Genomic DNA, 24,358 nt, shown 5'->3' with positions numbered 1-24,358 from the left:
CCCTCCGTAGGCCGGATAAGGCGTTTACGCCACATCCGGCAACGGTGCCAGATGCCTGATGCGACGCTCGCGCGTCTTATCAGGCCTACAAATTCCCGCACCCTCCGTAGGCCGGATAAGGCGTTTACGCCGCATCCGGCAACGGTGCCAGATGCCTGATGCGACGCTCGCGCGTCTTATCAGGCTTCCCTCTCATCTGTACAAATTTCGAACTACACTTAACTGGCTTCTCTTAACTGAGGTCACCATCATGCCGTTAAGTCCCTACCTCTCTTTTGCCGGTAACTGTGCCGACGCAATTGCTTATTATCAACGCACATTGGGCGCGGAACTGCTCTATAAAATCAGCTTCGGCGAAATGCCGAAATCAGCGCAGGACAGCGCCGAAGGCTGCCCTTCCGGGATGCAATTTCCCGATACCGCCATCGCCCATGCTAACGTGCGTATTGCCGGAAGCGATATCATGATGAGCGATGCCATGCCGTCAGGAAAAGCCAGCTACTCCGGCTTTACACTGGTACTCGATTCACAACAGGTCGAAGAAGGAAAACGCTGGTTTGATAACCTTGCAGCTAACGGAAAAATCGAAATGGACTGGCAGGAAACTTTCTGGGCGCATGGCTTCGGCAAAGTCACCGATAAATTTGGCGTACCGTGGATGATTAATGTCGTCAAACAACAACCAACGCAATAACCCGCCGGGAGGCCCGCCCTCCCGCACTGTCATCGAATTCCCGTTAACTCTTCATCTGTTAGTCACTTTTAATTAACCAAATCGTCACAATGATCCGCCACGATGGAGCCACTTTTTTAGGGAGGCTGCATCATGCAAACGATTATCCGTGTCGAGAAGCTCGCCAAAACCTTCAATCAGCATCAGGCGCTGCACGCGGTTGATCTGAACATTCATCATGGTGAAATGGTGGCTCTGCTTGGGCCGTCGGGTTCCGGCAAATCCACCCTTTTACGTCACTTAAGCGGTTTGATTACCGGCGATAAATCTGTCGGTAGCCATATCGAGCTGCTGGGCCGCACTGTCCAGCGCGAAGGCCGTCTGGCCCGCGATATCCGCAAAAGCCGCGCCCATACCGGCTACATCTTCCAACAATTCAACCTCGTGAATCGCCTGAGCGTACTGGAAAACGTGCTGATTGGCGCGCTCGGCAGCACGCCGTTCTGGCGCACCTGTTTTAGCTGGTTCACCCGCGAGCAGAAACAACGCGCGTTACAGGCGCTGACCCGCGTTGGCATGGTGCATTTTGCCCATCAACGCGTTTCCACCCTATCCGGCGGACAGCAGCAGCGTGTGGCGATTGCCCGTGCGCTGATGCAGCAGGCGAAAGTGATTCTGGCCGATGAACCCATCGCCTCGCTGGACCCAGAATCAGCGCGCATCGTGATGGACACCCTGCGCGACATCAACCAGAACGACAGCATCACCGTGGTCGTCACGCTGCATCAGGTGGATTACGCCCTGCGCTACTGCGAACGCATCGTCGCCCTGCGTCAGGGGCACGTCTTCTACGACGGCAGCAGCCAATTGTTTGATAACGAACGTTTTGACCATCTCTACCGCAGCATTAACCGCGTCGAAGAGAACGCGAAAGCTGCCTGACATCCCCATCATTGAGGAAAACGAATGAACGCTAAGATAATTGCCTCGCTGGCCTTCACCAGCATGTTCAGCCTCAGCACCCTGTTAACCCCGGCACACGCCGAAGAGCAGGAAAAGGCGCTGAATTTCGGCATTATTTCAACGGAATCACAGCAAAACCTGAAACCGCAATGGACGCCGTTTTTACAGGATATGGAGAAGAAGCTGGGCGTGAAAGTGAACGCCTTCTTTGCCCCGGACTACGCGGGCATTATCCAGGGGATGCGCTTCAACAAAGTGGATATCGCCTGGTACGGCAACCTGTCGGCAATGGAAGCGGTGGATCGCGCCAACGGCCAGGTCTTCGCCCAGACGGTCGCGGCGGATGGATCGCCAGGTTACTGGAGCGTATTGATCGTCAACAAAGACAGCCCGATCAACAACCTGAACGATCTGCTGGCGAAGCGAAAAGATCTCACCTTCGGCAATGGCGATCCTAACTCCACCTCTGGCTTCCTCGTCCCCGGTTACTACGTCTTTGCCAAAAACAATATCTCCGCCAGCGACTTCAAGCGCACCGTCAACGCCGGACATGAAACCAATGCGCTGGCCGTCGCCAACAAGCAGGTGGATGTGGCGACCAACAACACCGAAAACCTCGACAAGCTGAAAACCTCCGCACCGGAGAAGCTGAAAGAACTGAAAGTGATCTGGAAATCGCCGCTGATCCCAGGCGATCCGATCGTCTGGCGCAAAAATCTTTCCGAAACCACCAAAGACAAGATCTACGACTTCTTTATGAATTACGGCAAAACGCCGGAAGAGAAAGCGGTGCTGGAGCGCCTGGGCTGGGCGCCGTTCCGCGCTTCCAGCGACCTGCAACTGGTACCGATTCGCCAGCTCGCGCTGTTTAAAGAGATGCAGGGCGTTAAGGGCAATAAAGGACTGAATGAGCAGGACAAGCTGGCGAAAACCACCGCCATTCAGGCACAGCTGGATGACCTGGACCGACTGAACAACGCGTTAAGCGCGATGAGTTCGGTGAGTAAAGCGGTGCAGTAATGTGCTCGATCGGTCCCCTCTCCCACAGGGAGAGGGAGAAAACATTAAACGGAGCCAAACATGCAAACCATCACCATCGCCCCACCCAAGCGCAGCTGGTTCTCGCTTCTGAGCTGGGCCGTTGTTCTCGCCGTGCTGGTCGTCTCGTGGCAGGGCGCGGAAATGGCCCCGCTCACGCTGATTAAAGACGGCGGCAACATGGCGACGTTCGCCGCCGACTTCTTCCCGCCCGATTTCAGCCAGTGGCAAGATTACCTCACCGAAATGGCCGTCACGCTGCAAATCGCCGTCTGGGGCACCGCGCTGGCGGTGGTTCTCTCCATCCCCTTCGGCCTGATGAGCGCTGAAAACCTGGTGCCGTGGTGGGTTTACCAGCCCGTTCGCCGCCTGATGGACGCCTGCCGCGCCATTAACGAAATGGTCTTCGCCATGCTGTTCGTGGTCGCCGTCGGCCTCGGCCCGTTCGCTGGCGTGCTGGCGCTGTTTATCCACACCACCGGCGTGCTCTCCAAACTGCTTTCCGAAGCGGTGGAAGCGATTGAACCCGGCCCGGTGGAAGGCATTCGCGCCACCGGTGCCAACAAGCTCGAAGAGATCCTCTACGGCGTGCTGCCACAGGTGATGCCGCTGCTGATCTCCTACTCCCTCTATCGCTTCGAATCCAACGTCCGCTCGGCGACCGTCGTCGGCATGGTCGGCGCGGGCGGGATTGGCGTCACCCTGTGGGAAGCGATTCGCGGTTTCCAGTTCCAGCAAACCTGCGCCCTGATGGTGCTGATTATCGTCACGGTCAGCCTGCTGGATTTCCTCTCTCAACGGTTGCGTAAGCACTTTATCTGATTAGCGAGGCATTGATATCTATGCACTTGTCTACACATCCGACCAGCTACCCGACACGCTATCAGGAGATAGCCGCAAAACTTGAGCAGGAGCTTCGTCAACACTATCGCTGCGGCGACTATCTTCCCGCCGAGCAGCAACTGGCGGCGCGCTTTGAGGTGAATCGCCACACCCTGCGCCGCGCCATCGACCAACTGGTGGAAAAAGGCTGGGTACAACGCCGTCAGGGCGTCGGCGTGCTGGTGCTGATGCGCCCGTTCGATTATCCGCTCAACGCCCAGGCGCGTTTTAGCCAGAACCTGCTGGACCAGGGTAGCCATCCCACCAGCGAAAAACTGCTGTCGGTGCTGCGCCCCGCCTCCGGTCACGTCGCTGACGCGCTGGGGATAACCGAGGGGGAGAACGTCATCCACCTGCGCACCCTGCGTCGGGTCAACGGCGTCGCGCTCTGTTTGATCGACCACTACTTCGCGGACCTCACCCTCTGGTCGACGCTGCAACGCTTCGACAGCGGCTCGCTGCACGATTTTCTGCGCGAGCAAACGGGGATTGCGCTGCGCCGCAGCCAGACGCGGATCAGCGCCCGCCGCGCCCAGGCCAAAGAGTGCCAGCGTCTTGAAATCCCGAATATGTCGCCGCTGTTGTGCGTGCGCACCCTTAACCACCGTGACGGTGAAAGCAGCCCGGCGGAGTACTCCGTCAGCCTGACGCGCGCCGACATGATTGAATTCACTATGGAGCACTGAATGCACGCAGATACCGCGACCCGCCAGCACTGGATGTCCGTACTGGCGCACAGCCAACCGGCTGAACTGGCAGCCCGCCTGAACGCGCTGAACATCACCGCCGACTATGACGTTATCCGCGCCGCCGAAACTGGCCTGGTGCAGATTCAGGCGCGGATGGGCGGCACCGGCGAACGTTTTTTTGCCGGCGACGCCACGCTGACCCGCGCCGCCGTACGCCTGACTGACGGCACGCTCGGCTACAGCTGGGTGCTGGGGCGCGACAAACAGCACGCCGAACGCTGCGCGCTAATTGACGCGCTGATGCAGCAATCTCGCCATTTTCAAAACTTATCAGAAACCCTTATTGCCCCGCTGGATGCTGACCGTATGGCACGCATTGCCGCACGCCAGGCCGAAGTGAACGCCAGCCGGGTCGACTTCTTTACGATGGTTCGCGGAGATAACGCATGACCCTGGAAACCGCTTTTATGCTTCCCGTGCAGGATGCCCAGCACAGTTTTCGTCGCCTGTTAAAGGCCATGAGCGAGCCGGGCGTGATTGTCGCCCTGCATCAGCTCAAACGCGGCTGGCAGCCGCTGAATATCGCCACCACCAGCGTGCTGCTCACGCTGGCTGATAACGACACGCCGGTGTGGCTTTCCGCGCCATTAAGTAACGATATCGTCAGCCAGAGCCTGCGTTTTCATACCAACGCGCCGCTGGTCAATCAACCGGAACAGGCGACCTTCGCGGTGACGGATGAGGCGATTTCCAGCGAACAGCTCAACGCCCTTTCCACCGGCACCGCCGTTGCGCCGGAAGCGGGTGCAACGCTGATTTTACAGGTCGCCAGCCTGAGCGGCGGGCGCATGCTGCGCCTTACCGGCGCGGGCATTGCCGAAGAACGGATGATCGCCCCGCAGCTGCCAGAGTGCATTCTGCACGAACTCACCGAGCGCCCGCACCCGTTCCCGCTCGGCATCGACCTGATCCTGACCTGCGGCGAGCGCCTGCTGGCTATTCCGCGAACCACTCATGTGGAGGTGTGCTGATGTACGTTGCCGTGAAAGGGGGCGAAAAGGCGATCGACGCCGCCCACGCCCTGCAAGAGAGCCGACGCCGGGGCAATACCGATTTGCCTGAACTGAGCGTCGCCCAGATTGAACAGCAGCTTAATCTCGCGGTGGATCGCGTGATGACCGAAGGCGGCATTGCCGACCGCGAACTGGCGGCGCTGGCGCTGAAACAGGCCAGCGGCGATAACGTTGAAGCGATTTTCCTGCTGCGCGCCTACCGCACCACGCTGGCGAAGCTGGCGGTAAGCGAGCCGCTCGACACCACAGAGATGCGTCTCGAACGGCGTATCTCCGCCGTTTATAAAGACATTCCCGGCGGCCAGCTGCTTGGCCCAACCTACGACTACACCCATCGCCTGCTCGATTTCACCCTGCTGGCGAACGGCGAAGCGCCGACGCTGACCACCGCCGACAGCGAACAACAGCCGTCGCCGCACGTTTTCAGCCTGCTGGCGCGTCAGGGGCTGGCGAAGTTTGAAAAAGATAGCGGCGCACAGCCGGACGACATCACCCGCACGCCGCCGGTTTACCCCTGTTCACGTTCCTCCCGTTTGCAACAGCTCATGCGCGGCGACGAAGGCTATTTGCTGGCGCTGGCCTACTCCACCCAGCGTGGTTACGGACGCAATCACCCGTTCGCGGGCGAGATCCGCAGCGGCTATATCAACGTGTCGATTGTGCCGGAAGAGCTGGGATTTGCGGTGAACGTCGGCGAACTGCTGATGACCGAGTGTGAAATGGTCAACGGTTTTATCGACCCGCCGGATGAGCCGCCGCACTTCACGCGCGGCTACGGGCTGGTGTTCGGCATGAGCGAGCGCAAAGCGATGGCGATGGCGCTGATTGACCGCGCTCTGCAAGCCCCGGAATACGGCGAGCACGCGACAGGCCCGGCGCAGGATGAAGAGTTCGTGCTGGCGCATGCCGACAACGTCGAAGCCGCAGGCTTTGTCTCGCACCTCAAACTCCCGCACTACGTCGATTTTCAGGCTGAACTGGAGCTACTCAAACGTCTGCAACAGGAGCAGAACCATGGCTAATCTGAGCGGCTACAACTTTGCGTACCTCGACGAGCAGACCAAACGCATGATCCGCCGCGCCATCTTAAAAGCGGTGGCGATCCCCGGTTATCAGGTGCCGTTTGGCGGACGCGAAATGCCGATGCCATACGGCTGGGGAACCGGCGGCATACAGCTCACCGCCAGCGTGATTGGCGAAAGCGACGTGTTGAAGGTGATTGACCAGGGCGCGGATGACACCACCAACGCCGTGTCGATCCGTAACTTCTTTAAGCGCGTGACCGGGGTGAACACCACTGAACGTACGGACGATGCGACACTTATCCAGACGCGCCATCGCATCCCCGAAACGCCGCTGACCGAAGATCAAATCATTATCTTCCAGGTGCCAATCCCCGAACCGCTGCGCTTTATCGAGCCGCGCGAAACGGAAACCCGCACCATGCACGCGCTGGAGGAGTACGGCGTGATGCAGGTGAAGCTGTATGAAGATATCGCCCGCTTCGGTCATATCGCCACCACCTACGCCTACCCGGTGAAGGTGAACGGGCGCTACGTAATGGACCCATCGCCGATCCCGAAATTCGATAACCCGAAAATGGACATGATGCCCGCCCTGCAACTGTTCGGCGCAGGGCGTGAGAAGCGCATCTATGCGGTGCCGCCGTTTACCCGCGTGGAAAGCCTCGATTTCGACGATCACCCGTTCACCGTCCAGCAGTGGGATGAGCCGTGCGCCATCTGCGGATCGACCCACAGCTATCTTGATGAAGTGGTGCTGGATGACGCCGGAAACCGCATGTTTGTCTGCTCCGATACCGATTATTGCCGCCAACAGAGCGAGGCGAAAAGCCAATGAATCAACCGTTACTTTCGGTCAATAACCTGACTCACCTTTACGCGCCGGGCAAAGGCTTCAGCGATGTCTCTTTTGATTTATGGCCGGGGGAAGTGCTGGGCATTGTCGGGGAATCCGGCTCCGGGAAGACCACGCTGCTGAAATCAATCTCCGCCCGCCTGACGCCGCAACAGGGGGAGATTTACTACGAGAACCGTTCCCTCTATGGCATGAGCGAAGCCGACCGCCGTCGCCTGCTGCGCACCGAATGGGGCGTGGTGCATCAGCATCCGCTCGACGGCCTGCGCCGCCAGGTCTCGGCAGGCGGCAATATCGGCGAGCGGCTGATGGCAACCGGGGCGCGTCATTACGGCGACATTCGCGCCACCGCGCAGAAATGGCTGGAAGAGGTGGAGATTCCCGCCAACCGGATCGACGACTTGCCGACCACCTTTTCCGGCGGCATGCAGCAACGTTTGCAGATTGCCCGCAACCTGGTGACGCATCCGAAGCTGGTGTTTATGGACGAGCCAACCGGTGGGCTGGATGTGTCGGTACAGGCGCGCCTGCTCGATCTGCTGCGCGGTCTGGTGGTGGAGCTGAATCTGGCAGTGGTAATTGTCACCCACGATTTAGGCGTCGCCCGCCTGCTGGCGGACCGTTTGCTGGTGATGAAACAGGGGCAAGTGGTCGAGAGTGGGTTAACCGACCGCGTGCTCGACGACCCGCATCATCCGTATACCCAATTGCTGGTGTCATCGGTTTTGCAGAATTGAGCCGGTGCCGGATGCGGCGTAAACGCCTTATCTGGCCTACAAATGCGCTCCCCGTAGGTCGGATAAGACACATCCGACACCCGAACCACGAGGCGAAAAATGATTAACGTACAAAACGTCAGTAAAACCTTCATCCTGCACCAACAAAACGGCGTGCGCCTGCCCGTCCTACAACGCGCCTCACTCACCGTCAACGCGGGCGAATGCGTGGTGCTCCACGGCCATTCCGGCAGCGGGAAATCAACCCTGCTGCGCTCGCTGTACGCCAACTATCTGCCCGACGAAGGGCAAATTCAGATTAAACACGGTGACGAATGGGTAGACCTGGTCACCGCGCCAGCGCGCAAGGTGGTGGAAATCCGCAAAACCACCGTCGGCTGGGTGAGCCAGTTTCTGCGCGTCATCCCGCGTATTTCGGCGCTGGAAGTGGTGATGCAGCCGCTGCTCGATATCGGCGTACCGCGTGAAGCCTGCGCCGCTAAAGCCGCGCGTCTGCTCACGCGCCTGAACGTGCCGGAACGTCTGTGGCACCTTGCGCCATCCACCTTCTCCGGCGGCGAACAGCAGCGTGTCAACATCGCCCGCGGCTTTATCGTCGACTACCCCATTCTGCTGCTCGACGAACCTACCGCCTCGCTGGACGCCAAAAACAGCGCCGCCGTAGTGGAACTGATCCGCGAAGCCAAAGCCCGTGGCGCGGCCATCGTCGGCATCTTCCATGACGAAGCCGTACGCAATGACGTCGCCGACCGCCTGCACCCAATGGGAGCCTCTGCATGATTATCAATAACGTTAAGCTGGTGCTGGAAAACGAGGTGGTACACGGTTCGCTGGAAGTACAGGATGGCGAAATCCGCGCCTTTGCCGAAAGCCAGAGCCGCCTGCCGGACGCGATGGACGGCGAAGGCGGCTGGCTGCTGCCGGGGCTGATTGAGCTGCATACCGACAACCTCGATAAATTCTTCACCCCGCGCCCGAAAGTTGACTGGCCTGCCCACTCGGCGATGAGCAGCCACGACGCGCTGATGGTGGCGAGCGGCATCACCACCGTACTGGACGCCGTGGCGATTGGCGACGTGCGCGACGGCGGCGATCGGCTGGAGAATCTGGAGAAGATGATCAACGCCATCGAAGAGACGCAGAAACGCGGTGTCAACCGCGCCGAGCACCGTCTGCACCTGCGCTGTGAACTGCCGCATCACACTACGCTGCCGCTGTTTGAAAAACTGGTGCAGCGCGAGCCGGTCACGCTGGTGTCGCTGATGGACCACTCACCGGGCCAGCGCCAGTTCGCCAACCGCGAGAAGTATCGCGAATATTATCAGGGCAAATACTCGCTCACTGATGCGCAGATGCAGCAGTACGAAGAAGAGCAACTGGCGCTCGCCGCACGCTGGTCGCAGCCGAATCGCGAATCCATCGCCGCTCTGTGCCGCGCGCGACAAATTGCCCTCGCCAGCCACGATGACGCCACGCACGCCCACGTTGCCGAATCCCACCAGCTTGGCAGCGTGATCGCCGAATTTCCCACCACGTTTGAAGCGGCGGAAGCCTCGCGCAAGCACGGCATGAACGTGCTGATGGGCGCGCCGAATATCGTGCGCGGCGGTTCGCACTCCGGCAACGTGGCGGCAAGTGAGCTGGCACAGCTTGGCCTGCTGGATATCCTCTCTTCCGACTACTACCCCGCCAGCCTGCTGGATGCGGCATTCCGCGTAGCTGACGACGACACTAACCGCTTCACGTTGCCGCAGGCGGTGAAGCTGGTGACCAAAAACCCGGCGCAGGCGCTTAATCTTCAGGATCGCGGGGTGATTAGCGAGGGCAAACGCGCCGACCTGGTGCTGGCGCATCGCAAGGACAATCACATTCATATCGACCACGTCTGGCGTCAGGGTAAAAGGGTGTTCTGATGACGGGAAAACTGATTTGGTTAATGGGGCCTTCCGGCTCCGGGAAAGACAGCCTGCTGGCGGCGCTGCGCCAGCGGGAACAGGCGCAGCTACTGGTGGCACATCGCTACATCACGCGCGATGCCTGTGCCGGAAGCGAAAACCATATCGCCCTGAGCGAGCAGGAGTTTTTTACCCGCGCGGGGCAAAATCTGTTGGCCTTAAGCTGGCACGCTAACGGTCTGTATTATGGCGTCGGCATCGAGATTGACCTCTGGCTGCACGCTGGATTCGACGTGGTAGTCAACGGCTCACGCGCGCATTTGCCGCAGGCGCGGGCGCGCTATCAATCGGCGCTGCTGCCCATTTGTTTACAGGTTTCGCCGGAGATCCTCCGCCAGCGCCTGGAAAACCGTGGCCGTGAAAACCCCAGTGAAATTAACGCCCGGCTGGCGCGCGCCGCCCGCTATACTCCGCAGGATTGCCATACGCTCAACAATGACGGCAGCCTGCGCCAGTCGGTCGACACGCTGCTGACGCTGATCCATCAGAAGGAGAAACACCATGCCTGCTTGTGAGCTTCGCCCGGCCACGCAGTACGATACCGACGCGGTTTACGCGCTGATTTGTGAGCTAAAACAGGCGGAGTTTGACCATCACGCGTTTCGCGTGGGCTTTAACGCCAACCTGCGCGACCCGAATATGCGCTACCATCTGGCGCTGCTGGATGGCGAAGTTGTCGGCATGATCGGCCTGCATTTGCAGTTTCATCTGCATCATGTCAACTGGATCGGCGAAATTCAGGAACTGGTGGTGATGCCGCAGGCGCGCGGTCTGAACGTTGGCAGCAAGTTGCTGGCATGGGCAGAAGAAGAAGCCCGCCAGGCCGGGGCCGAAATGACCGAGCTTTCGACCAACGTCAAGCGCCACGACGCGCACCGTTTTTACCTGCGCGAAGGCTACGAGCAGAGCCACTTCCGCTTCACCAAGGCGCTATAACATGAGCCTGACCCTCACGCTCACCGGCACCGGAGGCGCACAGGGCGTTCCGGCATGGGGCTGCGAGTGCGCGGCCTGCGCCAGAGCACGGCGCTCGCCGCAGTATCGCCGCCAGCCGTGCAGCGGCGTGGTGAAGTTTAACGAGGCTGTCACCCTGATCGACGCCGGGCGGCACGATCTCGCCGATCGCTGGTCGCCTGGATCGTTCCAGCAGTTTTTGCTGACGCATTACCATATGGATCACGTGCAGGGGCTGTTTCCGCTGCGCTGGGGCGTGGGCGATTCGATCCCGGTCTACGGCCCGCCGGATGAACAGGGCTGCGACGATCTGTTTAAACATCCGGGGCTGCTTGATTTCAGCCACACGGTGGAACCGTTTGTGGTGTTTGATTTGCAGGGGTTGCAGGTCACGCCGCTGCCGCTCAACCACTCAAAACTCACTTTCGGCTATTTACTGGAAACGGCACATAGCCGGGTGGCGTGGCTGTCTGACACCGCAGACCTGCCGGAAAAAACGCTGAAATTTTTACGCAATAATCAGCCGCAGGTGATGGTGATTGATTGCAGCCACCCGCCGCGCGAGGATGCACCGCGTAATCACTGCGATTTAAACACCGTGCTGGCGCTGAATGAGGTTATCCGCTCGCCGCGCGTGATTCTGACGCACATCAGCCACCAGTTTGATGCGTGGCTGATGGAGAACGCGCTGCCGTCAGGGTTTGAGGCCGGGTTTGATGGGATGGAGATTGGGGTAGCATGATAGGGTTGGTCATGTGCGCGCTGCCCCCCTCACCGCTCATACTCATCTTCCATTCTCCGCTCTTCATCTTCCAGTTGCCGACGCTCCTGATCAAGCTGGCGCTGGCGATCGTCCAGCTGCCTGCGACGATCTTCAAACTGGCGGTGGCGGTCGTCATATTGTCTGCGCCGATCGTCGCTCACTTCACGCTGCCAGCCGTCGTCGCGCGAATCTTCATAGTCTCGCCCACGGTCAGGGTTATAAGCGTCGTTAATCGCCTGCTGAATATTGCCAATGGTGTCGTCGATAATATCGGCCTGGGCCGGTACGGTGGACAGCGTGAGCAGGGTGAAAAGAAAGAGCGTGGAGTAAGGTTTCATAAGCCAGTCTCTGCAATGGACTGGCTTAACGTTAGTTGAGTGTGAATGACCGGAGTAGCGGAGTAATCTCAAATTCGGTAAGGCGCAGACTCTTCCATTAGCTGGTTAGCTCGCTGTTTATTTTCCGCCACCAGCACAATGCCATGACATTTTTGATCCGGTGAAATACTCCAGATACGCTCTTCCGGAATGCAACCGCCATCGTAGATCACTTTCGTGCCATCGTAAGGCCAAAATGCCCCTTGTTCAGTGTCTAATACAAACACGGAAATCTGATCGGACTCGCGCGCGATCTTCTGCCAGAGCATCTTCCCGCCATCATATTGATCAAAATCGCTGATTAGCGTGATACCGCATTGCAGAATTAGCGCTTCATACAGCCGAGTTGCCAGCCCCTTATCGCGCTCACCAGGAGAGACACAAATACCTTCCACCTGTACCAGATCCGAGTCTTCCCACCAGCGTTCAACGGCAATGATATCGCTGCCGAACTCTTTTTTACGCTGCAGATCGAGAGCGGCAAGTACCCGATGACGCGGCACGCCTGCAAAAACTTCAATGTCCGCTTCAATGATGGCCGCTCTTGGCGTCTGCTTGTCATAAATTACCTGTAACAGACGTCCAGAAAGCTCGATCTCTTCCACCACGCGAAAAGAACGAGCAACCGTCATAGGGCTATAGGTGGTTGGCATCACGATCATATGTGAATCGCCTCTTGTCAGTACTGGCATAATTCCTTTTATATCCCATTCAGAACAGAATTGCTCACAATAGCAGCACGTTTGCTTCAGGCCTCTTGATAAATTCTGAAAATCATCCCTCAATTTGCCCCAGCGCCAGTGCCAGCTGCGCGCGGGTAAAAGGTTTGCGCAGTAGCGCCACATCGGGCAGCGCGGGGTTATGGCTGGGGCGTAAATCCTGGCCGCTGATGAGTAGCAGCGTCAGGTGCGGGTAAAGTTTGCGGGCCGCATTGACCACTTCTGCGCCGCTCATGCCGCCGGGGAGCATTAAGTCACTGATAAAAATATCGATTTCTGCTGATGCCGCCAGCAGCCCCAGCGCCTGTTCGCCGCTGCTCGCTTCCAGCGTCAAATAGCCCAGCAGGTGCAACTGCTCGCAGATGGTCTGGCGCACCGCGGCTTCATCTTCCAGCACTAACACCAGTTTATCGCCGCTGACAGCTGTCTGCTCTACCACCGCTGGCAATACGTTTTTCTCCGCCACCAGCGCGCGGGGAAGCTGTAATCTGACCGTTGTTCCCTGCCCCGGCGCGCTTTCAATTTCCACGCGCCCGCCGGACTGGCGCACGAAACCATAGACCATCGACAAGCCTAGTCCGCTGCCACTGCCCGTCTGTTTGGTGGTAAAGAACGGCTCAAATACCTGGCTTTTCACCGCCTGCGACATGCCGCTGCCATGATCGATGACCTCCAGCGCCACCATATCCTGTCGCTGCCCACTGCTGCGAGTAACGCGCTGATTCCAGGTACGAATTTTGATGATTCCCGTCTGCCCTCCCATCGCATCGCGGGCGTTCACTACCAGGTTGATGATGGCGTTTTCCAGCTGGCTGACGTCAATCCACGCGGGCCACGCCGGAGACTGCGCTTCAATCTCCAGCGCCAGCGTTGTCGGTAAGGAGTGGCGCATTAATTCGCTTAACTCTTCCAGCAGTGTTTTCAGTTCAACGGCTTGCGGGTGTAAGGACTGCTTGCGGGAAAACGCCAGTAGCCGTTGGGTCAGTAGCGCCCCACGTTCGGCGGCTTGCAGCGCCCGCTGTATTCGCGGCGCGTCGGGCGAGTCTGTGTTCACCAACTCCAGGCTGCCAATGATCACCGCCAACAGATTATTAAAATCATGGGCCAGCCCTCCCGTCAGTTGCCCAACCGCTTTCAACTTCTGGCTGTGCAATAGCGCCTCTTCCAGCCCCTGCCGCTCGGTTTGGGCAATCTCCATCTGCGTGGTTTTCTCTTTCAACAGCCGTGACGTTCGATCGAGTGATGCGGTATTGCGGGCGAAGACGTTAAAGGCGCGCGCCAGTTCACCCAGCTCATCGCGCCGTTGTAACGCCGGAAAAGTGACGTCCGCTTCGCCGTGCGCCAGGCGGCTCATGGCGCGGGAGATCGCCGTCAGGTTAGAGCCGAGATTGCGATAGATATACCAGCCTGCAAACGCGGTGATCACCACCGCTAACAGAGCGAAAATCATGATCAGCCTCTCGCCGGAGCGCAGATCCTGGTAACTTTGCGCCACCCGCTGACCGGAGAGCGTCGCCACCTGTTCGGCATAACGGTTAATGTCACTATTGAGGATCGCCACCAGCGCTTTGATGTGGAACATATACCAGCTGATCGCCAGATCGCTTTGCTCGAGAGCTGCCGAAAGCGGCGCCAGCTTGCGCAGTTCATCATTGAAATCAGTGAGTAGCGTATTAACCAATGGCGTATCGCTGTGGGTCGGCAATACAGACATCACCCCGACCAGTTGATGGATAATCGCCTGCGGCGCGGGCGTGGCAATAGCAGCAACAATCAGCCGGTTCATCTCGTTAAGTAAAATGTCATCTTCCGCGTGAGTGACTTTTTGCAAATGCCGCAGATAACTTAAGTTTTGATATAGCGAACTTAACAGCGCGTTACGCTCCAGATGCCGCCTTTGCCCGCGCTCCAGCATTCCGCCGACGCTGGTTTGCAGTTCGTTACTACGCGTGATGATTCGCGTCACCAGCCCGGCGTCCTGCTGTGCTAAAGGCGCGTCCGCCAGTTGCTCAAGCGAAATTTTTAACGCCCGCTGTGTCTCCTGCAATCGCTCGGCTTCACCTTTATATTCCAGCGCCCCCACCACCTGCGACAATCGCACCGCCGCCGTCGCCACGTTTGCCGTGTCGCGCGCCAGATTCAGGCTGCCGGTCATATCATCCACCGTTTGCTGCTGCACCAGCTCCTGCATCTGGCTGGCATGACGAAAGCCCAGTACCGCCACGCCGCTGACCATCAGCGTCACCGCCACCACCAGCAAATTTAAAAGCAGCAATCGCCCGCGCGCGCTGGCAAAAAAGTGACGTCCGGGGTGCGCCATATCACGCTCCGTAAAGAAAAATCGCAATATGACAAATATGAACGGCTTCTGACATTTTGCATTTACTTTCCTGTGATGGAGTGCTGATATCGACAACCTCGCAGGAGTCCGCCATGAACAGCACGCCGGTTCTGGAGATGCGCAATATTGCCAAAGCCTTCGGCAAATTTTATGCGCTCAAGGGGGTGGATTTGACGGTTTACCCTGGCGAGATCCATGCCCTGATGGGGGAAAACGGCGCCGGAAAAAGCACGCTGATGAAGGTGCTGGCAGGGGCTTATACCGCCACCAGCGGCGAGATCCTGATTGACGGCAAGCCCTTTCACATTCGCACGCCAAAAGATGCCTTAAGCGCCGGTATTACGCTGATTTATCAGGAGATGCAGCTGGCACCCAATTTGACGGTGGCAGAGAACATTTTCCTCGGCAGCGAGCTTTCCCACGGCGGGCTGGTGCAGCGTAAAGAGATGCTGGTGCAGGCGCAAAAAGTGATCGACCGCCTCGGCGCGCAGTTTAACGCCAGCGATAAAGTCATGACGCTGACCATTGCCGAGCAACAACAGGTCGAAATCGCCCGCGCGCTGCATCGCAACAGCCGCATTCTGGTGATGGACGAACCTACCGCTGCCCTCTCCTCGCGTGAAACTCACCGTCTGTTTGAACTGATTATGCGGCTGCGCGATGAAGGGATGGCGATTATCTATATCAGCCACCGCATGGCGGAAGTGTATGAGCTTTCCGATCGCGTCAGCGTGCTGCGCGACGGGCAATACGTTGGCAGCCTGACCCGCGACAATCTCAACGCCGCTGAACTGGTGCGGATGATGGTCGGCAGGCCGCTGAGCGATCTGTTCAATAAAGAGCGCGATATCCCGCTCGGCAAAGCCCGCCTGAATGTTCACCACCTGACCGACGGTGGCAAAGTCCAGCCGAGTAGCCTGCTGGTGCGTTCCGGCGAAATTGTCGGCCTCGCCGGACTGGTGGGAGCCGGACGTTCCGAACTGGCGCAGTTGATCTTCGGCGTGCACAAAGCGACGGGCGGAATGATTGAAGTCGATGGTGAACCGGTGGTGATCCACTCCCCGCGCGAAGCTATCGATCTTGGCATTGGTTTTCTTACCGAAAACCGCAAAGAACAAGGTTTGTTCCTTGAAATGGCGGCAGCCGAAAACATCACCATGGCAACCCTGGAGCGCGATGCCAGCTGGGGAATGCTCAATCGCAAAAAAGCACAAACCATCTCCGATGACGCCATCAAGTTGCTCAACATCCGCGTGCCTCATGCCCAGGTGCGAGCGGGCGGGCTTTCGGGCGGCAATCAGCAAAAGCTGTTGATCTCCCGCTGGGTGGCAATTGGCCCACGCATTTTACTGCTCGACGAACCCACGCGCGGTGTGGACGTCGGCGCAAAAAGCGAGATCTACCGGATCATGAACGAGATGGCGCGCAAGGGCGTGGCGATCCTGATGATCTCCAGCGAACTGCCGGAGATAGTCGGCATGAGCGATCGCGTCTATGTGATGCGCGAAGGCAGCATTGCCGGTGAGTTAAACGGCAAAAACATCACCCAGGAAAACATTATGACCTTAGCGACTGGCGTCAACGACGCCCATTCCCAGGCGGTGCCCTCATGATGACCTCTGCAAAGACCTCTGCCAAAAAAATGCTGATGAGCGATCTGATGCAAACGGTCGGCATTTTGCCCATTTTGATTCTGATCGTGGCGGTATTTGGCTTTATCGCGCCAAACTTTTTTACCGAAAGTAACCTGCTGAATATTACCCGCCAGGCGTCGATCAACATTGTTCTGGCGGCGGGAATGACCTTCATCATTTTGACTGGCGGAATCGATCTTTCCGTAGGGTCGATTCTCGGCACCACGGCGGTGGCGGCGATGGTCGTCTCCCTTAGCCCGGAGTTCGCCATGCTGTCGATTCCAGCGGCGCTGATGCTCGGCCTGCTGCTGGGGTTGTTCAACGGCGCGCTGGTGGCCTTTGCCGGATTGCCACCGTTTATCGTCACGCTCGGCACCTATACGGCGCTACGCGGGGCGGCGTATCTGCTGGCGGACGGCACCACGGTCATCAACTCCAACATTAATTTCGAGTGGATAGGTAATAACTATCTCGGGCCGATCCCGTGGCTGGTGGTGATTGCGCTGGCGGTGATTGTGCTGTGCTGGTTTATTCTGCGCCGCACCACGCTTGGCGTTCATATCTACGCCGTCGGTGGCAATATGCAGGCGGCGCGTCTTACCGGCATTAAGGTCTGGCTGGTGCTGCTGTTTGTTTATGGCATGAGCGGCCTGCTTTCAGGGCTTGGCGGGATTATGAGCGCCTCGCGGCTGTACAGCGCCAACGGCAACTTAGGCATGGGTTACGAACTGGATGCCATTGCGGCGGTGATCCTCGGCGGCACCAGTTTTGTCGGCGGCATCGGCACCATCACCGGCACGCTGGTTGGGGCGCTGATTATCGCCACGCTAAACAACGGCATGACCCTAATGGGCGTCTCTTACTTCTGGCAACTGGTGATCAAAGGGGCGGTGATCATCATTGCGGTGCTGATCGATAAATACCGTACCCGACATCATCAAAGCGCATAACAACAATACCCTACACATGAGGAATACAGCATGAGATTGAAGCCCTTAGTGACCGCGCTCTGTGCAGGCGCGCTGCTGGCCGCAGCACCGTTCGCCCAGGCAAAAGAATTGAAATCGATAGGCGTGACGGTAGGCGATCTGGCAAACCCATTCTTCGTGCAGATCACCAAAGGTGCGGAGCTGGAAGCGCGCAAACTGGCGGGCGATAACGTCAAAGTGACGCTGGTGTCCAGCGGCTACGATCTGGGCCAGCAGGTGTCGCAAATAGACAACTTTATCGCCGCTAACGTCGATATGATCATCCTCAACGCTGCCGATTCAAAAGGGATCGGCCCGGCGGTGAAACGGGCAAAAGACGCCGGGATCGTGGTCGTCGCGGTTGACGTGGCGGCAGAAGGCGCCGATGCGACCATCACTTCTGATAACACCCAGGCGGGCGAAATGGCCTGTAAATACATCACCGATCGCCTGAAAGGCAAAGGCAATGTGGTGATCATCAATGGGCCTCCGGTGTCCGCCGTACAAAACCGCGTTGAAGGCTGCCAGACTGAATTTAAACGCCATCCTGACATCAAGGTGCTCTCTGACAACCAGAACGCCAAAGGCAGTCGTGAAGGCGGGCTGGAGGTGATGACCGGGCTGCTGGCGGCAAATCCGAAGATCGACGGTGTATTTGCCATTAACGATCCCACCGCGATCGGTGCCGATCTGGCAGCAAAACAGGCACAACGTAACGAGTTCTTTATTGTCGGCGTTGACGGAAGCCCGGACGCCGAAGAGGCGCTGAAACGTGAGAACTCGTTGTTTGTCGCCACCCCTGCGCAAGATCCCCAGGTGATGGCAGCGAAAGCGGTAGAAATTGGCTACGACATTTTGCAGGGCAAACCCGCGCCGAAAGAGCCGGTGCTGATCCCGGTGACGATGATCGACAAAAACAACGTCGGCAATTACAAAGGCTGGACGGTGAAATAAGTCCACATGCCGGGCGGCGCAGCTGCCCGGCCACCGCTAAGGAGAACGCTTTCGATGAAACGCTCCGCTATAAACGACATTCTCGGCCATACACGGCAATTCTTTTCGCAACATGACGTGCATCTTCCGCCCTTTGCCAGTTTCACGCCTGCCCAATGGCAACAACTCGACACCACCGCGTGGGAGGAAGTTTTTGCTCTCAAACTCGGCTGGGATGTTACCGCTTTTGGTGGCAACGACTTTGCTGCACAGGGACTGACGCTGTTTACCCTGCGTAACGGTTCGCCAAAAGGAATGCCGTATGCGAAATGTTACGCCGAGAAGATCATGCATGTGCGCGATGCGCAGGTAACGCCAATGCATTTTCACTGGCGTAAGCGTGAGGACATTATCAATCGCGGCGGCGGCAATTTGATTGTTGAACTATGGAATGCCGATAGCAACGAGCAAACGGTTGATAGCGACGTTACGGTGGTGATCGACGGCTGCCGCCAGAAACATACCGCAGGCAGTCAGTTGCGCCTGTCTCCCGGCGAAAGTATCTGCCTGCCGCAAGGCCTTTATCACAGCTTTTGGGCAGAAGCCGGTTTTGGCGATGTGCTGGTTGGCGAAGTCTCTTCTGTTAATGACGATGACCACGATAACCACTTTTTACAACCGCTGGACCGCTACAACCTGATTGACGAAGACGAACCGGCCCAGTTGGTATTGTGTAACGAATACCGCCAGTTCCGCTGAATAAGGAGAACGTTATGCCGTTGATTTCTCTCGCTGAAGGGCTGGCTCATGCCCGCGAACATCACTATGCGTTAGGTGCGTTTAATGTGCTGGACTCGCACTTTTTACGCGCCCTGTTTGCTGCGGCCAGACAAGAACGTTCGCCGTTTATTATCAACATTGCCGAAGTACATTTTAAATATATCTCGCTGGATTCCCTGGTCGAAGCCGTGAAATTTGAAGCGGCGCGCCATGCCATTCCGGTGGTATTAAATCTCGATCACGGGCTGCATTTTGAATCGGTGGTGCAAGCGTTGCGGCTGGGATTCAGCTCGGTAATGTTTGACGGCTCCACGCTGGAGTATGAAGAAAATGTCCGCCAGACGCGGGAAGTGGTGAAAATGTGCCATGCCGTTGGCGTATCGGTAGAAGCTGAACTGGGGGCGGTAGGTGGCGACGAAGGCGGTGCGCTTTACGGTCATGCCGATGAATCTCTGTTTACCGATCCGCAACTGGCGCGTGATTTTGTCGACCGTACCGGCATTGACGCGCTGGCCGTGGCGATTGGCAATGCACACGGCAAATATCGCGGCGAACCGAAACTCGACTTCCCGCGCCTCGACGCTATCCGCCAGCAGGCGGCTATCCCGCTGGTGTTACACGGCGGCTCAGGGATTAGCGATGCCGATTTCCGCCGCGCCATCGAACTGGGTATCCACAAAATCAATTTCTACACGGGTATGTCGCAAGCGGCGCTGGCAGCCGTTGAGGCCCGAATGGCGCGCCGTCAGCCGATGTATGACGAGTTCGCCGAGTTACTGCTGGCAGTGGAAGCCGCCATCAGCGATACGGTTGCACAACAGATGCGTATTTTCGGCAGTGCGGGGCAAGCATGATGGAACGTAAAGGGATTATCGCCGCAGGCAATATGCTGGTTGACCACGTCCATCAGATTATCCAGTGGCCAGAGCGCGGCTGGCTGGCGGAGATCACCCACAGCGAACGCTCAACCGGAGGCGCGCCGCTTAACGTCCTGCTGACGCTGGCGAAAATGCGCACCGGGTTGCCGTTACAGGCGGTCGGGCTAATCGGTCAGGACAGCGACGGCGATTACATTATGGCGATGCTTGAGCAATATCACGTCAATCGCCAGCATGTGCAGCGCACCACCTTTGCCCCGACGTCGATGTCGCAGGTGATGACCGACCGAAGCGGGCAGCGGACGTTTTTCCATTCGCCGGGCGCTAACCGACTGCTTGATCTTCCGGCGTTCGATCAGCTCGATAACAGCATGAAGATTTTCCATCTCGGCTATTTACTGTTGCTCGATAGCCTGGATATGCCGGACGATGTTTACGGCACCCGTAGCGCGCGCCTGCTGGCGCAAATGCGTGATAATGGCTTTGAAACCTCGCTCGACCTTGTCTCCCGCAAGGGCGATCCGCGTTATCAGCCGATGGTGCTGCCCGCATTGCGCCATCTGGATTATCTGGTAATTAACGAACTGGAGGCCGGGGAGTTTAGCGGGCTGGAAATTCGCTTACCTAACGGCGAACCGCATATCGTGCATATTGCTGCCGCCGCGCGTGAACTGTTAGATGCGGGCGTACGCCAGCGAGTGGTGATCCACTGTCCGGAAGGTGCCTGGGGAGAGACACCGGAACATGGCGGCGTGTGGATCCCTTCGCAAAAGTTAGAACAACGGGAAATTATCGGCAGCGTCGGCGCGGGCGATGCATTTTGTGCCGGATTTTTATATGGCTGCCATGAACGCTGGACGCTTACCGAGAGCATCAAACTGGCACACGCCTGCGCGCGGGCAAGCCTGTTATGTGCCAATGCTATCGACGGGGCAAAAACGCTGGAAGAACTACAAACAGAATTGTCGGATTAGTGCACGTCGGCAGCGAAGACATACCCCAGACCGCGCAGAGTTTTAATCAACATCGGCTGATGCGGGTTTAGTTCGATTTTGCGGCGTAAGCGCATGATTAATACGTCGATGGTGCGATCAAACACCTCCACGCTATCGCTGTGGGTGAACTCCAGCAACTGCTCGCGGCTTAACACCCGACGAGCGTTTTGCGCCAGGGCCAGTAACAAGCCATATTCGCCCTGGGTCAGCTCGACATGTTGTTGTAGCGGATTGTGCAACTGGCAGCGCGTGGTATCGAGATACCAGCCATTGAATGACAGCCCGGCGTTTTTCTCCTCATTGACCGCCAGCGCGCCAACGCGCCGTAGCACCGCTTTTAGTCGCGCAACCACGACCCGTGGGGTAAACGGCTTGCAGATGTAATCATCTGCGCCCATTTCCAGCCCGACCACCACATCAGACTCACTGCCCAGGCCGGTCAGCATCACCACCGGCAGTGCAGGACGCATTTTCTGTAATTGTTGCAATACCCTCAGGCCGTTGGTATCGGGTAGCATCATATCCAGCACCACCAGCGCGATATCAGGATCGCCCTCAACACGTGATATTGCCTCCTGCCCGGTATGGCAGACCGAAACCGTAAAGACATGTTCACTTAACACGTCCTGCAACAGTGCGCAGATAGCCGTGTCATCATCCACCACCAGCACAACGGGTTTCATAGTTATACTCCGAATTATTCACCTGATTAATCATTGTGCGGACTTCTTGCCGAAGTGAAAGAGAAAAGCAATTTATATAATAAAAACATAAGTCAGGTCACATTATTGATGACAATAATAAATATGCCGTAATTTTCCCTCTTCAGCACAAATGCCTAATAAAATGGTCGATTCTGTTCACACTTCTGCTTATTCAATTCGTCGTTTCCCAATTATGATAACGCCAGCTTTAAATGACGTATTTTGCATGGATTACATATTTACGACATAAATGATAAATGGAGATTTATATGAATAACTCTCGGTTATTCCGTTTGAGCAGGATTGTTATTGCCTTAACCGCCGTCAGCGGCATGATGATAAATACCGCTTACGCAACAGATGAAGCGAAAGGCGCCACTCAATATACCCAGCAGGTTAATCAGAATTACGCCAAATCATTACCGTTTAGCGATCGTCAGGATTTTGACGATGCCCAGCGTGGATTTATCGCTCCGCTGCTGGATGAAGGTATTCTGCGTGATGCGAACGGTAAAGTTTACTACCGCGCGGACGATTACAAATTTGATATTAATGCCGCTGCGCCGGAAACCGTAAACCCCAGCCTGTGGCGTCAGTCGCAAATCAACGGTATTTCTGGCCTGTTCAAAGTCACCGATAAAATGTATCAGGTGCGCGGCCAGGATATCTCTAACATTACGTTCGTTGAGGGTGAGAAAGGCATTATTGTTATCGACCCGCTGGTAACGCCGCCTGCCGCAAAAGCCGCACTTGATCTTTACTTCCAGCATCGGCCGCAAAAACCGATTGTTGCCGTTATCTACACTCACAGCCACACCGACCACTATGGCGGCGTGAAAGGCATTATCTCTGAAGCTGATGTGAAATCCGGCAAAGTTCAGGTGATTGCCCCGGCTGGCTTTATGGACGAAGCCATCAGCGAAAACGTGCTGGCGGGTAACATCATGAGCCGCCGTGCGCTCTACTCTTACGGTCTGTTACTGCCGCACAACGCGCAAGGCAACGTGGGTAATGGCCTTGGCGTGACGCTGGCAACGGGCGACCCGAGCATTATTGCACCGACTAAAACTATCGTCAGAACTGGCGAGAAGATGATTATCGACGGCCTGGAGTTTGACTTCCTGATGACCCCGGGTAGTGAAGCACCAGCCGAAATGCACTTCTATATTCCGGCCCTGAAAGCCCTGTGTACCGCCGAGAACGCCACGCATACCCTGCACAACTTCTACACTCTGCGCGGCGCGAAAACCCGCGATACCAGCAAGTGGACCGAGTACCTGAACGAAACGCTGGATATGTGGGGTAACGACGCGGAAGTCCTGTTTATGCCGCACACCTGGCCGGTCTGGGGCAATAAGCATATCAATGATTATATTGGTAAATATCGCGATACTATCAAGTACATTCACGACCAGACCCTGCACCTGGCGAACCAGGGCTACACCATGAATGAAATCGGCGACATGATTAAGCTGCCGCCTGCGCTTGCCAATAACTGGGCCAGCCGCGGTTATTACGGTTCTGTCAGCCACAACGCCCGCGCGGTGTATAACTTCTATCTTGGCTATTACGACGGTAACCCGGCTAACCTGCATCCGTATGGTCAGGTGGAGATGGGTAAACGTTATGTGCAGGCGCTGGGCGGTTCTGCCCGTGTCATCAACCTGGCGAAAGAAGCGAACAAGCAAGGTGATTACCGCTGGTCGGCAGAACTGCTGAAACAAGTGATTGCCGCCAATCCGGGTGACCAGGTGGCGAAGAATCTGCAAGCGAATAACTTTGAACAGCTTGGCTATCAGGCCGAGTCAGCCACCTGGCGCGGTTTCTACCTGACCGGCGCGAAAGAACTGCGCGAAGGGGTACATAAGTTCAGCCACGGCACCACCGGTTCCCCGGACACCATTCGCGGGATGTCGGTCGAAATGCTGTTCGACTTTATGTCCGTTCGCCTCGATAGCGCGAAAGCCGCGGGTAAAAATATCAGCCTGAACTTCAATATGAGCAACGGCGATAACCTCAACCTGACGCTGAACGATAGCGTGCTTAACTACCGTAAAACGCTGCAACCGCAAGCCAACGCCTCTTTCTACATCAGCCGTGAAGATTTGCACGCCGTGCTGACCGGACAAGCCAAAATGGCGGATCTGGTAAAAGCGAAGAAAGCCAAAATTATTGGCAATGGCGCGAAACTGGAAGAAATTATTGCCTGTCTGGATAATTTCGATTTGTGGGTGAATATCGTAACTCCAAATTAATGCCACTCGCTTTTGGGGGCGCTTAAGCCCCCAAAAGTATTTATTTTAATAATACATACAACCAATTAATACATAAAATATATAAGTTATGAATGCGGTGGCTGAATAAAGCTATTTTTATTCATCAAGAAAATAGCCATACTGACGCCTTCAATGGATATTGATATTC

Annotated in this window: 26 protein-coding genes; 22 read left to right on the top strand and 4 right to left on the bottom strand. The window is 57.0% G+C overall.

Annotation, left to right across the window (positions count from 1 at the left end):
• Positions 1–250 precede the first annotated feature (250 nt).
• The 15 genes from yjdN (at position 251) to phnP (ending at position 11,584) form a co-directional block, all read left to right on the top strand.
• Complete coding sequence (gene yjdN / locus D9597_RS20650; protein WP_130224349.1) at positions 251–694, top strand: VOC family metalloprotein YjdN; 444 nt, start codon at positions 251–253, stop codon at positions 692–694.
• Between the two features lie 132 nt (positions 695–826).
• On the top strand, positions 827–1,615 hold the full coding sequence (phnC, locus tag D9597_RS20645; RefSeq protein WP_130224347.1) for a phosphonate ABC transporter ATP-binding protein: 789 nt from the start codon (positions 827–829) through the stop codon (positions 1,613–1,615).
• Positions 1,616–1,639: 24 nt separating this feature from the next.
• Complete coding sequence (gene phnD, locus D9597_RS20640) at positions 1,640–2,656, top strand: phosphonate ABC transporter substrate-binding protein (RefSeq protein WP_130224345.1); 1,017 nt, start codon at positions 1,640–1,642, stop codon at positions 2,654–2,656.
• A gap of 60 nt (positions 2,657–2,716) precedes the next feature.
• Positions 2,717–3,496, top strand: coding sequence for a phosphonate ABC transporter, permease protein PhnE (phnE, locus tag D9597_RS20635; protein ID WP_001193500.1), 780 nt, complete (start codon positions 2,717–2,719; stop codon positions 3,494–3,496).
• A gap of 20 nt (positions 3,497–3,516) precedes the next feature.
• Positions 3,517–4,242 (top strand): phosphonate metabolism transcriptional regulator PhnF, encoded by a 726-nt coding sequence (phnF, locus tag D9597_RS20630; RefSeq protein ID WP_130224351.1) that lies wholly within the window; start codon positions 3,517–3,519, stop codon positions 4,240–4,242.
• Positions 4,243–4,695, top strand: coding sequence for a phosphonate C-P lyase system protein PhnG (gene phnG, locus D9597_RS20625; protein WP_130205889.1), 453 nt, complete (start codon positions 4,243–4,245; stop codon positions 4,693–4,695).
• Entirely contained in the window at positions 4,692–5,276 is a 585-nt protein-coding gene (gene phnH, locus D9597_RS20620; RefSeq protein ID WP_089574897.1) for a phosphonate C-P lyase system protein PhnH, read from the top strand. The genes phnG and phnH overlap by 4 nt, the downstream gene beginning before the upstream one ends.
• Positions 5,276–6,340, top strand: a complete 1,065-nt coding sequence (gene phnI, locus D9597_RS20615; protein ID WP_130224343.1) for an alpha-D-ribose 1-methylphosphonate 5-triphosphate synthase subunit PhnI — start codon at positions 5,276–5,278, stop codon at positions 6,338–6,340. The genes phnH and phnI overlap by 1 nt, the downstream gene beginning before the upstream one ends.
• Positions 6,333–7,178 (top strand): alpha-D-ribose 1-methylphosphonate 5-phosphate C-P-lyase PhnJ, encoded by an 846-nt coding sequence (gene phnJ, locus D9597_RS20610; protein WP_000002284.1) that lies wholly within the window; start codon positions 6,333–6,335, stop codon positions 7,176–7,178. Before phnI ends, phnJ begins: the two co-directional genes overlap by 8 nt.
• Positions 7,175–7,933: a phosphonate C-P lyase system protein PhnK gene (gene phnK / locus D9597_RS20605; protein WP_097750848.1), complete on the top strand. Its 759-nt coding sequence runs from the start codon at positions 7,175–7,177 to the stop codon at positions 7,931–7,933. Before phnJ ends, phnK begins: the two co-directional genes overlap by 4 nt.
• 99 nt (positions 7,934–8,032) lie before the next feature.
• Positions 8,033–8,713 carry a phosphonate C-P lyase system protein PhnL gene (gene phnL / locus D9597_RS20600; RefSeq protein ID WP_130224341.1) on the top strand — a complete coding sequence of 227 codons (681 nt, stop codon included), beginning with the start codon at positions 8,033–8,035 and terminating at the stop codon, positions 8,711–8,713.
• The gene (gene phnM, locus D9597_RS20595) at positions 8,710–9,846 is read left to right on the top strand and encodes an alpha-D-ribose 1-methylphosphonate 5-triphosphate diphosphatase (RefSeq protein WP_130224339.1); all 1,137 of its coding nucleotides are present in this window, start codon (positions 8,710–8,712) and stop codon (positions 9,844–9,846) included. The genes phnL and phnM overlap by 4 nt, the downstream gene beginning before the upstream one ends.
• Complete coding sequence (phnN, locus tag D9597_RS20590; RefSeq protein ID WP_130224337.1) at positions 9,846–10,403, top strand: ribose 1,5-bisphosphokinase; 558 nt, start codon at positions 9,846–9,848, stop codon at positions 10,401–10,403. Before phnM ends, phnN begins: the two co-directional genes overlap by 1 nt.
• The gene (phnO, locus tag D9597_RS20585) at positions 10,390–10,824 is read left to right on the top strand and encodes an aminoalkylphosphonate N-acetyltransferase (protein ID WP_001110490.1); all 435 of its coding nucleotides are present in this window, start codon (positions 10,390–10,392) and stop codon (positions 10,822–10,824) included. Before phnN ends, phnO begins: the two co-directional genes overlap by 14 nt.
• 1 nt (position 10,825) lies before the next feature.
• On the top strand, positions 10,826–11,584 hold the full coding sequence (phnP, locus tag D9597_RS20580; protein ID WP_130224335.1) for a phosphonate metabolism protein PhnP: 759 nt from the start codon (positions 10,826–10,828) through the stop codon (positions 11,582–11,584).
• 29 nt (positions 11,585–11,613) lie between these two features.
• Here the strand turns inward: phnP and yjdP are convergent, their stop codons facing one another.
• The 3 genes from yjdP to D9597_RS20565 form a co-directional block, all read right to left on the bottom strand.
• Entirely contained in the window at positions 11,614–11,943 is a 330-nt protein-coding gene (gene yjdP, locus D9597_RS20575) for a DDRRRQL repeat protein YjdP (protein ID WP_130215636.1), read from the bottom strand.
• A gap of 68 nt (positions 11,944–12,011) precedes the next feature.
• Positions 12,012–12,644 (bottom strand): GNAT family N-acetyltransferase, encoded by a 633-nt coding sequence (locus tag D9597_RS20570; protein ID WP_130206094.1) that lies wholly within the window; start codon positions 12,642–12,644, stop codon positions 12,012–12,014.
• A 112-nt stretch (positions 12,645–12,756) separates the two neighbouring features.
• Positions 12,757–15,021, bottom strand: coding sequence for a hybrid sensor histidine kinase/response regulator (locus D9597_RS20565; RefSeq protein ID WP_130224333.1), 2,265 nt, complete (start codon positions 15,019–15,021; stop codon positions 12,757–12,759).
• A 113-nt stretch (positions 15,022–15,134) separates the two neighbouring features.
• Between D9597_RS20565 and D9597_RS20555 the strand changes: the two genes are divergently transcribed.
• Genes D9597_RS20555 through D9597_RS20530 form a run of 6 tightly spaced genes read left to right on the top strand, consistent with a single transcriptional unit; the run spans position 15,135 to position 21,209 of the window.
• On the top strand, positions 15,135–16,655 hold the full coding sequence (locus D9597_RS20555) for a sugar ABC transporter ATP-binding protein (RefSeq protein ID WP_130215632.1): 1,521 nt from the start codon (positions 15,135–15,137) through the stop codon (positions 16,653–16,655).
• On the top strand, positions 16,652–17,626 hold the full coding sequence (locus D9597_RS20550; protein WP_130224331.1) for a ribose ABC transporter permease: 975 nt from the start codon (positions 16,652–16,654) through the stop codon (positions 17,624–17,626). Before D9597_RS20555 ends, D9597_RS20550 begins: the two co-directional genes overlap by 4 nt.
• A 30-nt stretch (positions 17,627–17,656) precedes the next feature.
• Positions 17,657–18,598 (top strand): ABC transporter substrate-binding protein, encoded by a 942-nt coding sequence (locus tag D9597_RS20545; protein ID WP_001237475.1) that lies wholly within the window; start codon positions 17,657–17,659, stop codon positions 18,596–18,598.
• A gap of 54 nt (positions 18,599–18,652) precedes the next feature.
• Positions 18,653–19,336, top strand: a complete 684-nt coding sequence (locus D9597_RS20540; RefSeq protein ID WP_130224329.1) for a D-lyxose/D-mannose family sugar isomerase — start codon at positions 18,653–18,655, stop codon at positions 19,334–19,336.
• Positions 19,337–19,350: 14 nt separating this feature from the next.
• Complete coding sequence (locus D9597_RS20535) at positions 19,351–20,211, top strand: ketose 1,6-bisphosphate aldolase (protein WP_130224327.1); 861 nt, start codon at positions 19,351–19,353, stop codon at positions 20,209–20,211.
• A complete protein-coding gene (locus tag D9597_RS20530) occupies positions 20,208–21,209 on the top strand; it encodes a carbohydrate kinase family protein (RefSeq protein WP_130224325.1) in 1,002 nt (333 codons plus the stop codon). Before D9597_RS20535 ends, D9597_RS20530 begins: the two co-directional genes overlap by 4 nt.
• On the opposite strand, the gene D9597_RS20525 is transcribed toward D9597_RS20530, so the two are convergent.
• Positions 21,206–21,913: a response regulator transcription factor gene (locus D9597_RS20525; RefSeq protein WP_130224323.1), complete on the bottom strand. Its 708-nt coding sequence runs from the start codon at positions 21,911–21,913 to the stop codon at positions 21,206–21,208. The genes D9597_RS20530 and D9597_RS20525 overlap by 4 nt on opposite strands.
• A gap of 290 nt (positions 21,914–22,203) precedes the next feature.
• On the opposite strand from D9597_RS20525, the gene yjcS reads away from it, so the two are divergent.
• Positions 22,204–24,189 carry an alkyl sulfatase YjcS gene (yjcS, locus tag D9597_RS20520; RefSeq protein ID WP_130215622.1) on the top strand — a complete coding sequence of 662 codons (1,986 nt, stop codon included), beginning with the start codon at positions 22,204–22,206 and terminating at the stop codon, positions 24,187–24,189.
• The last annotated feature ends 169 nt before the right edge of the window (positions 24,190–24,358 follow it).

The organism is Escherichia sp. E13S3 (assembly GCF_004212325.1).
Taxonomy (GTDB): Bacteria; Pseudomonadota; Gammaproteobacteria; order Enterobacterales; family Enterobacteriaceae; genus Escherichia.
This window is presented reverse-complemented; position numbering and strand designations above follow the sequence as displayed.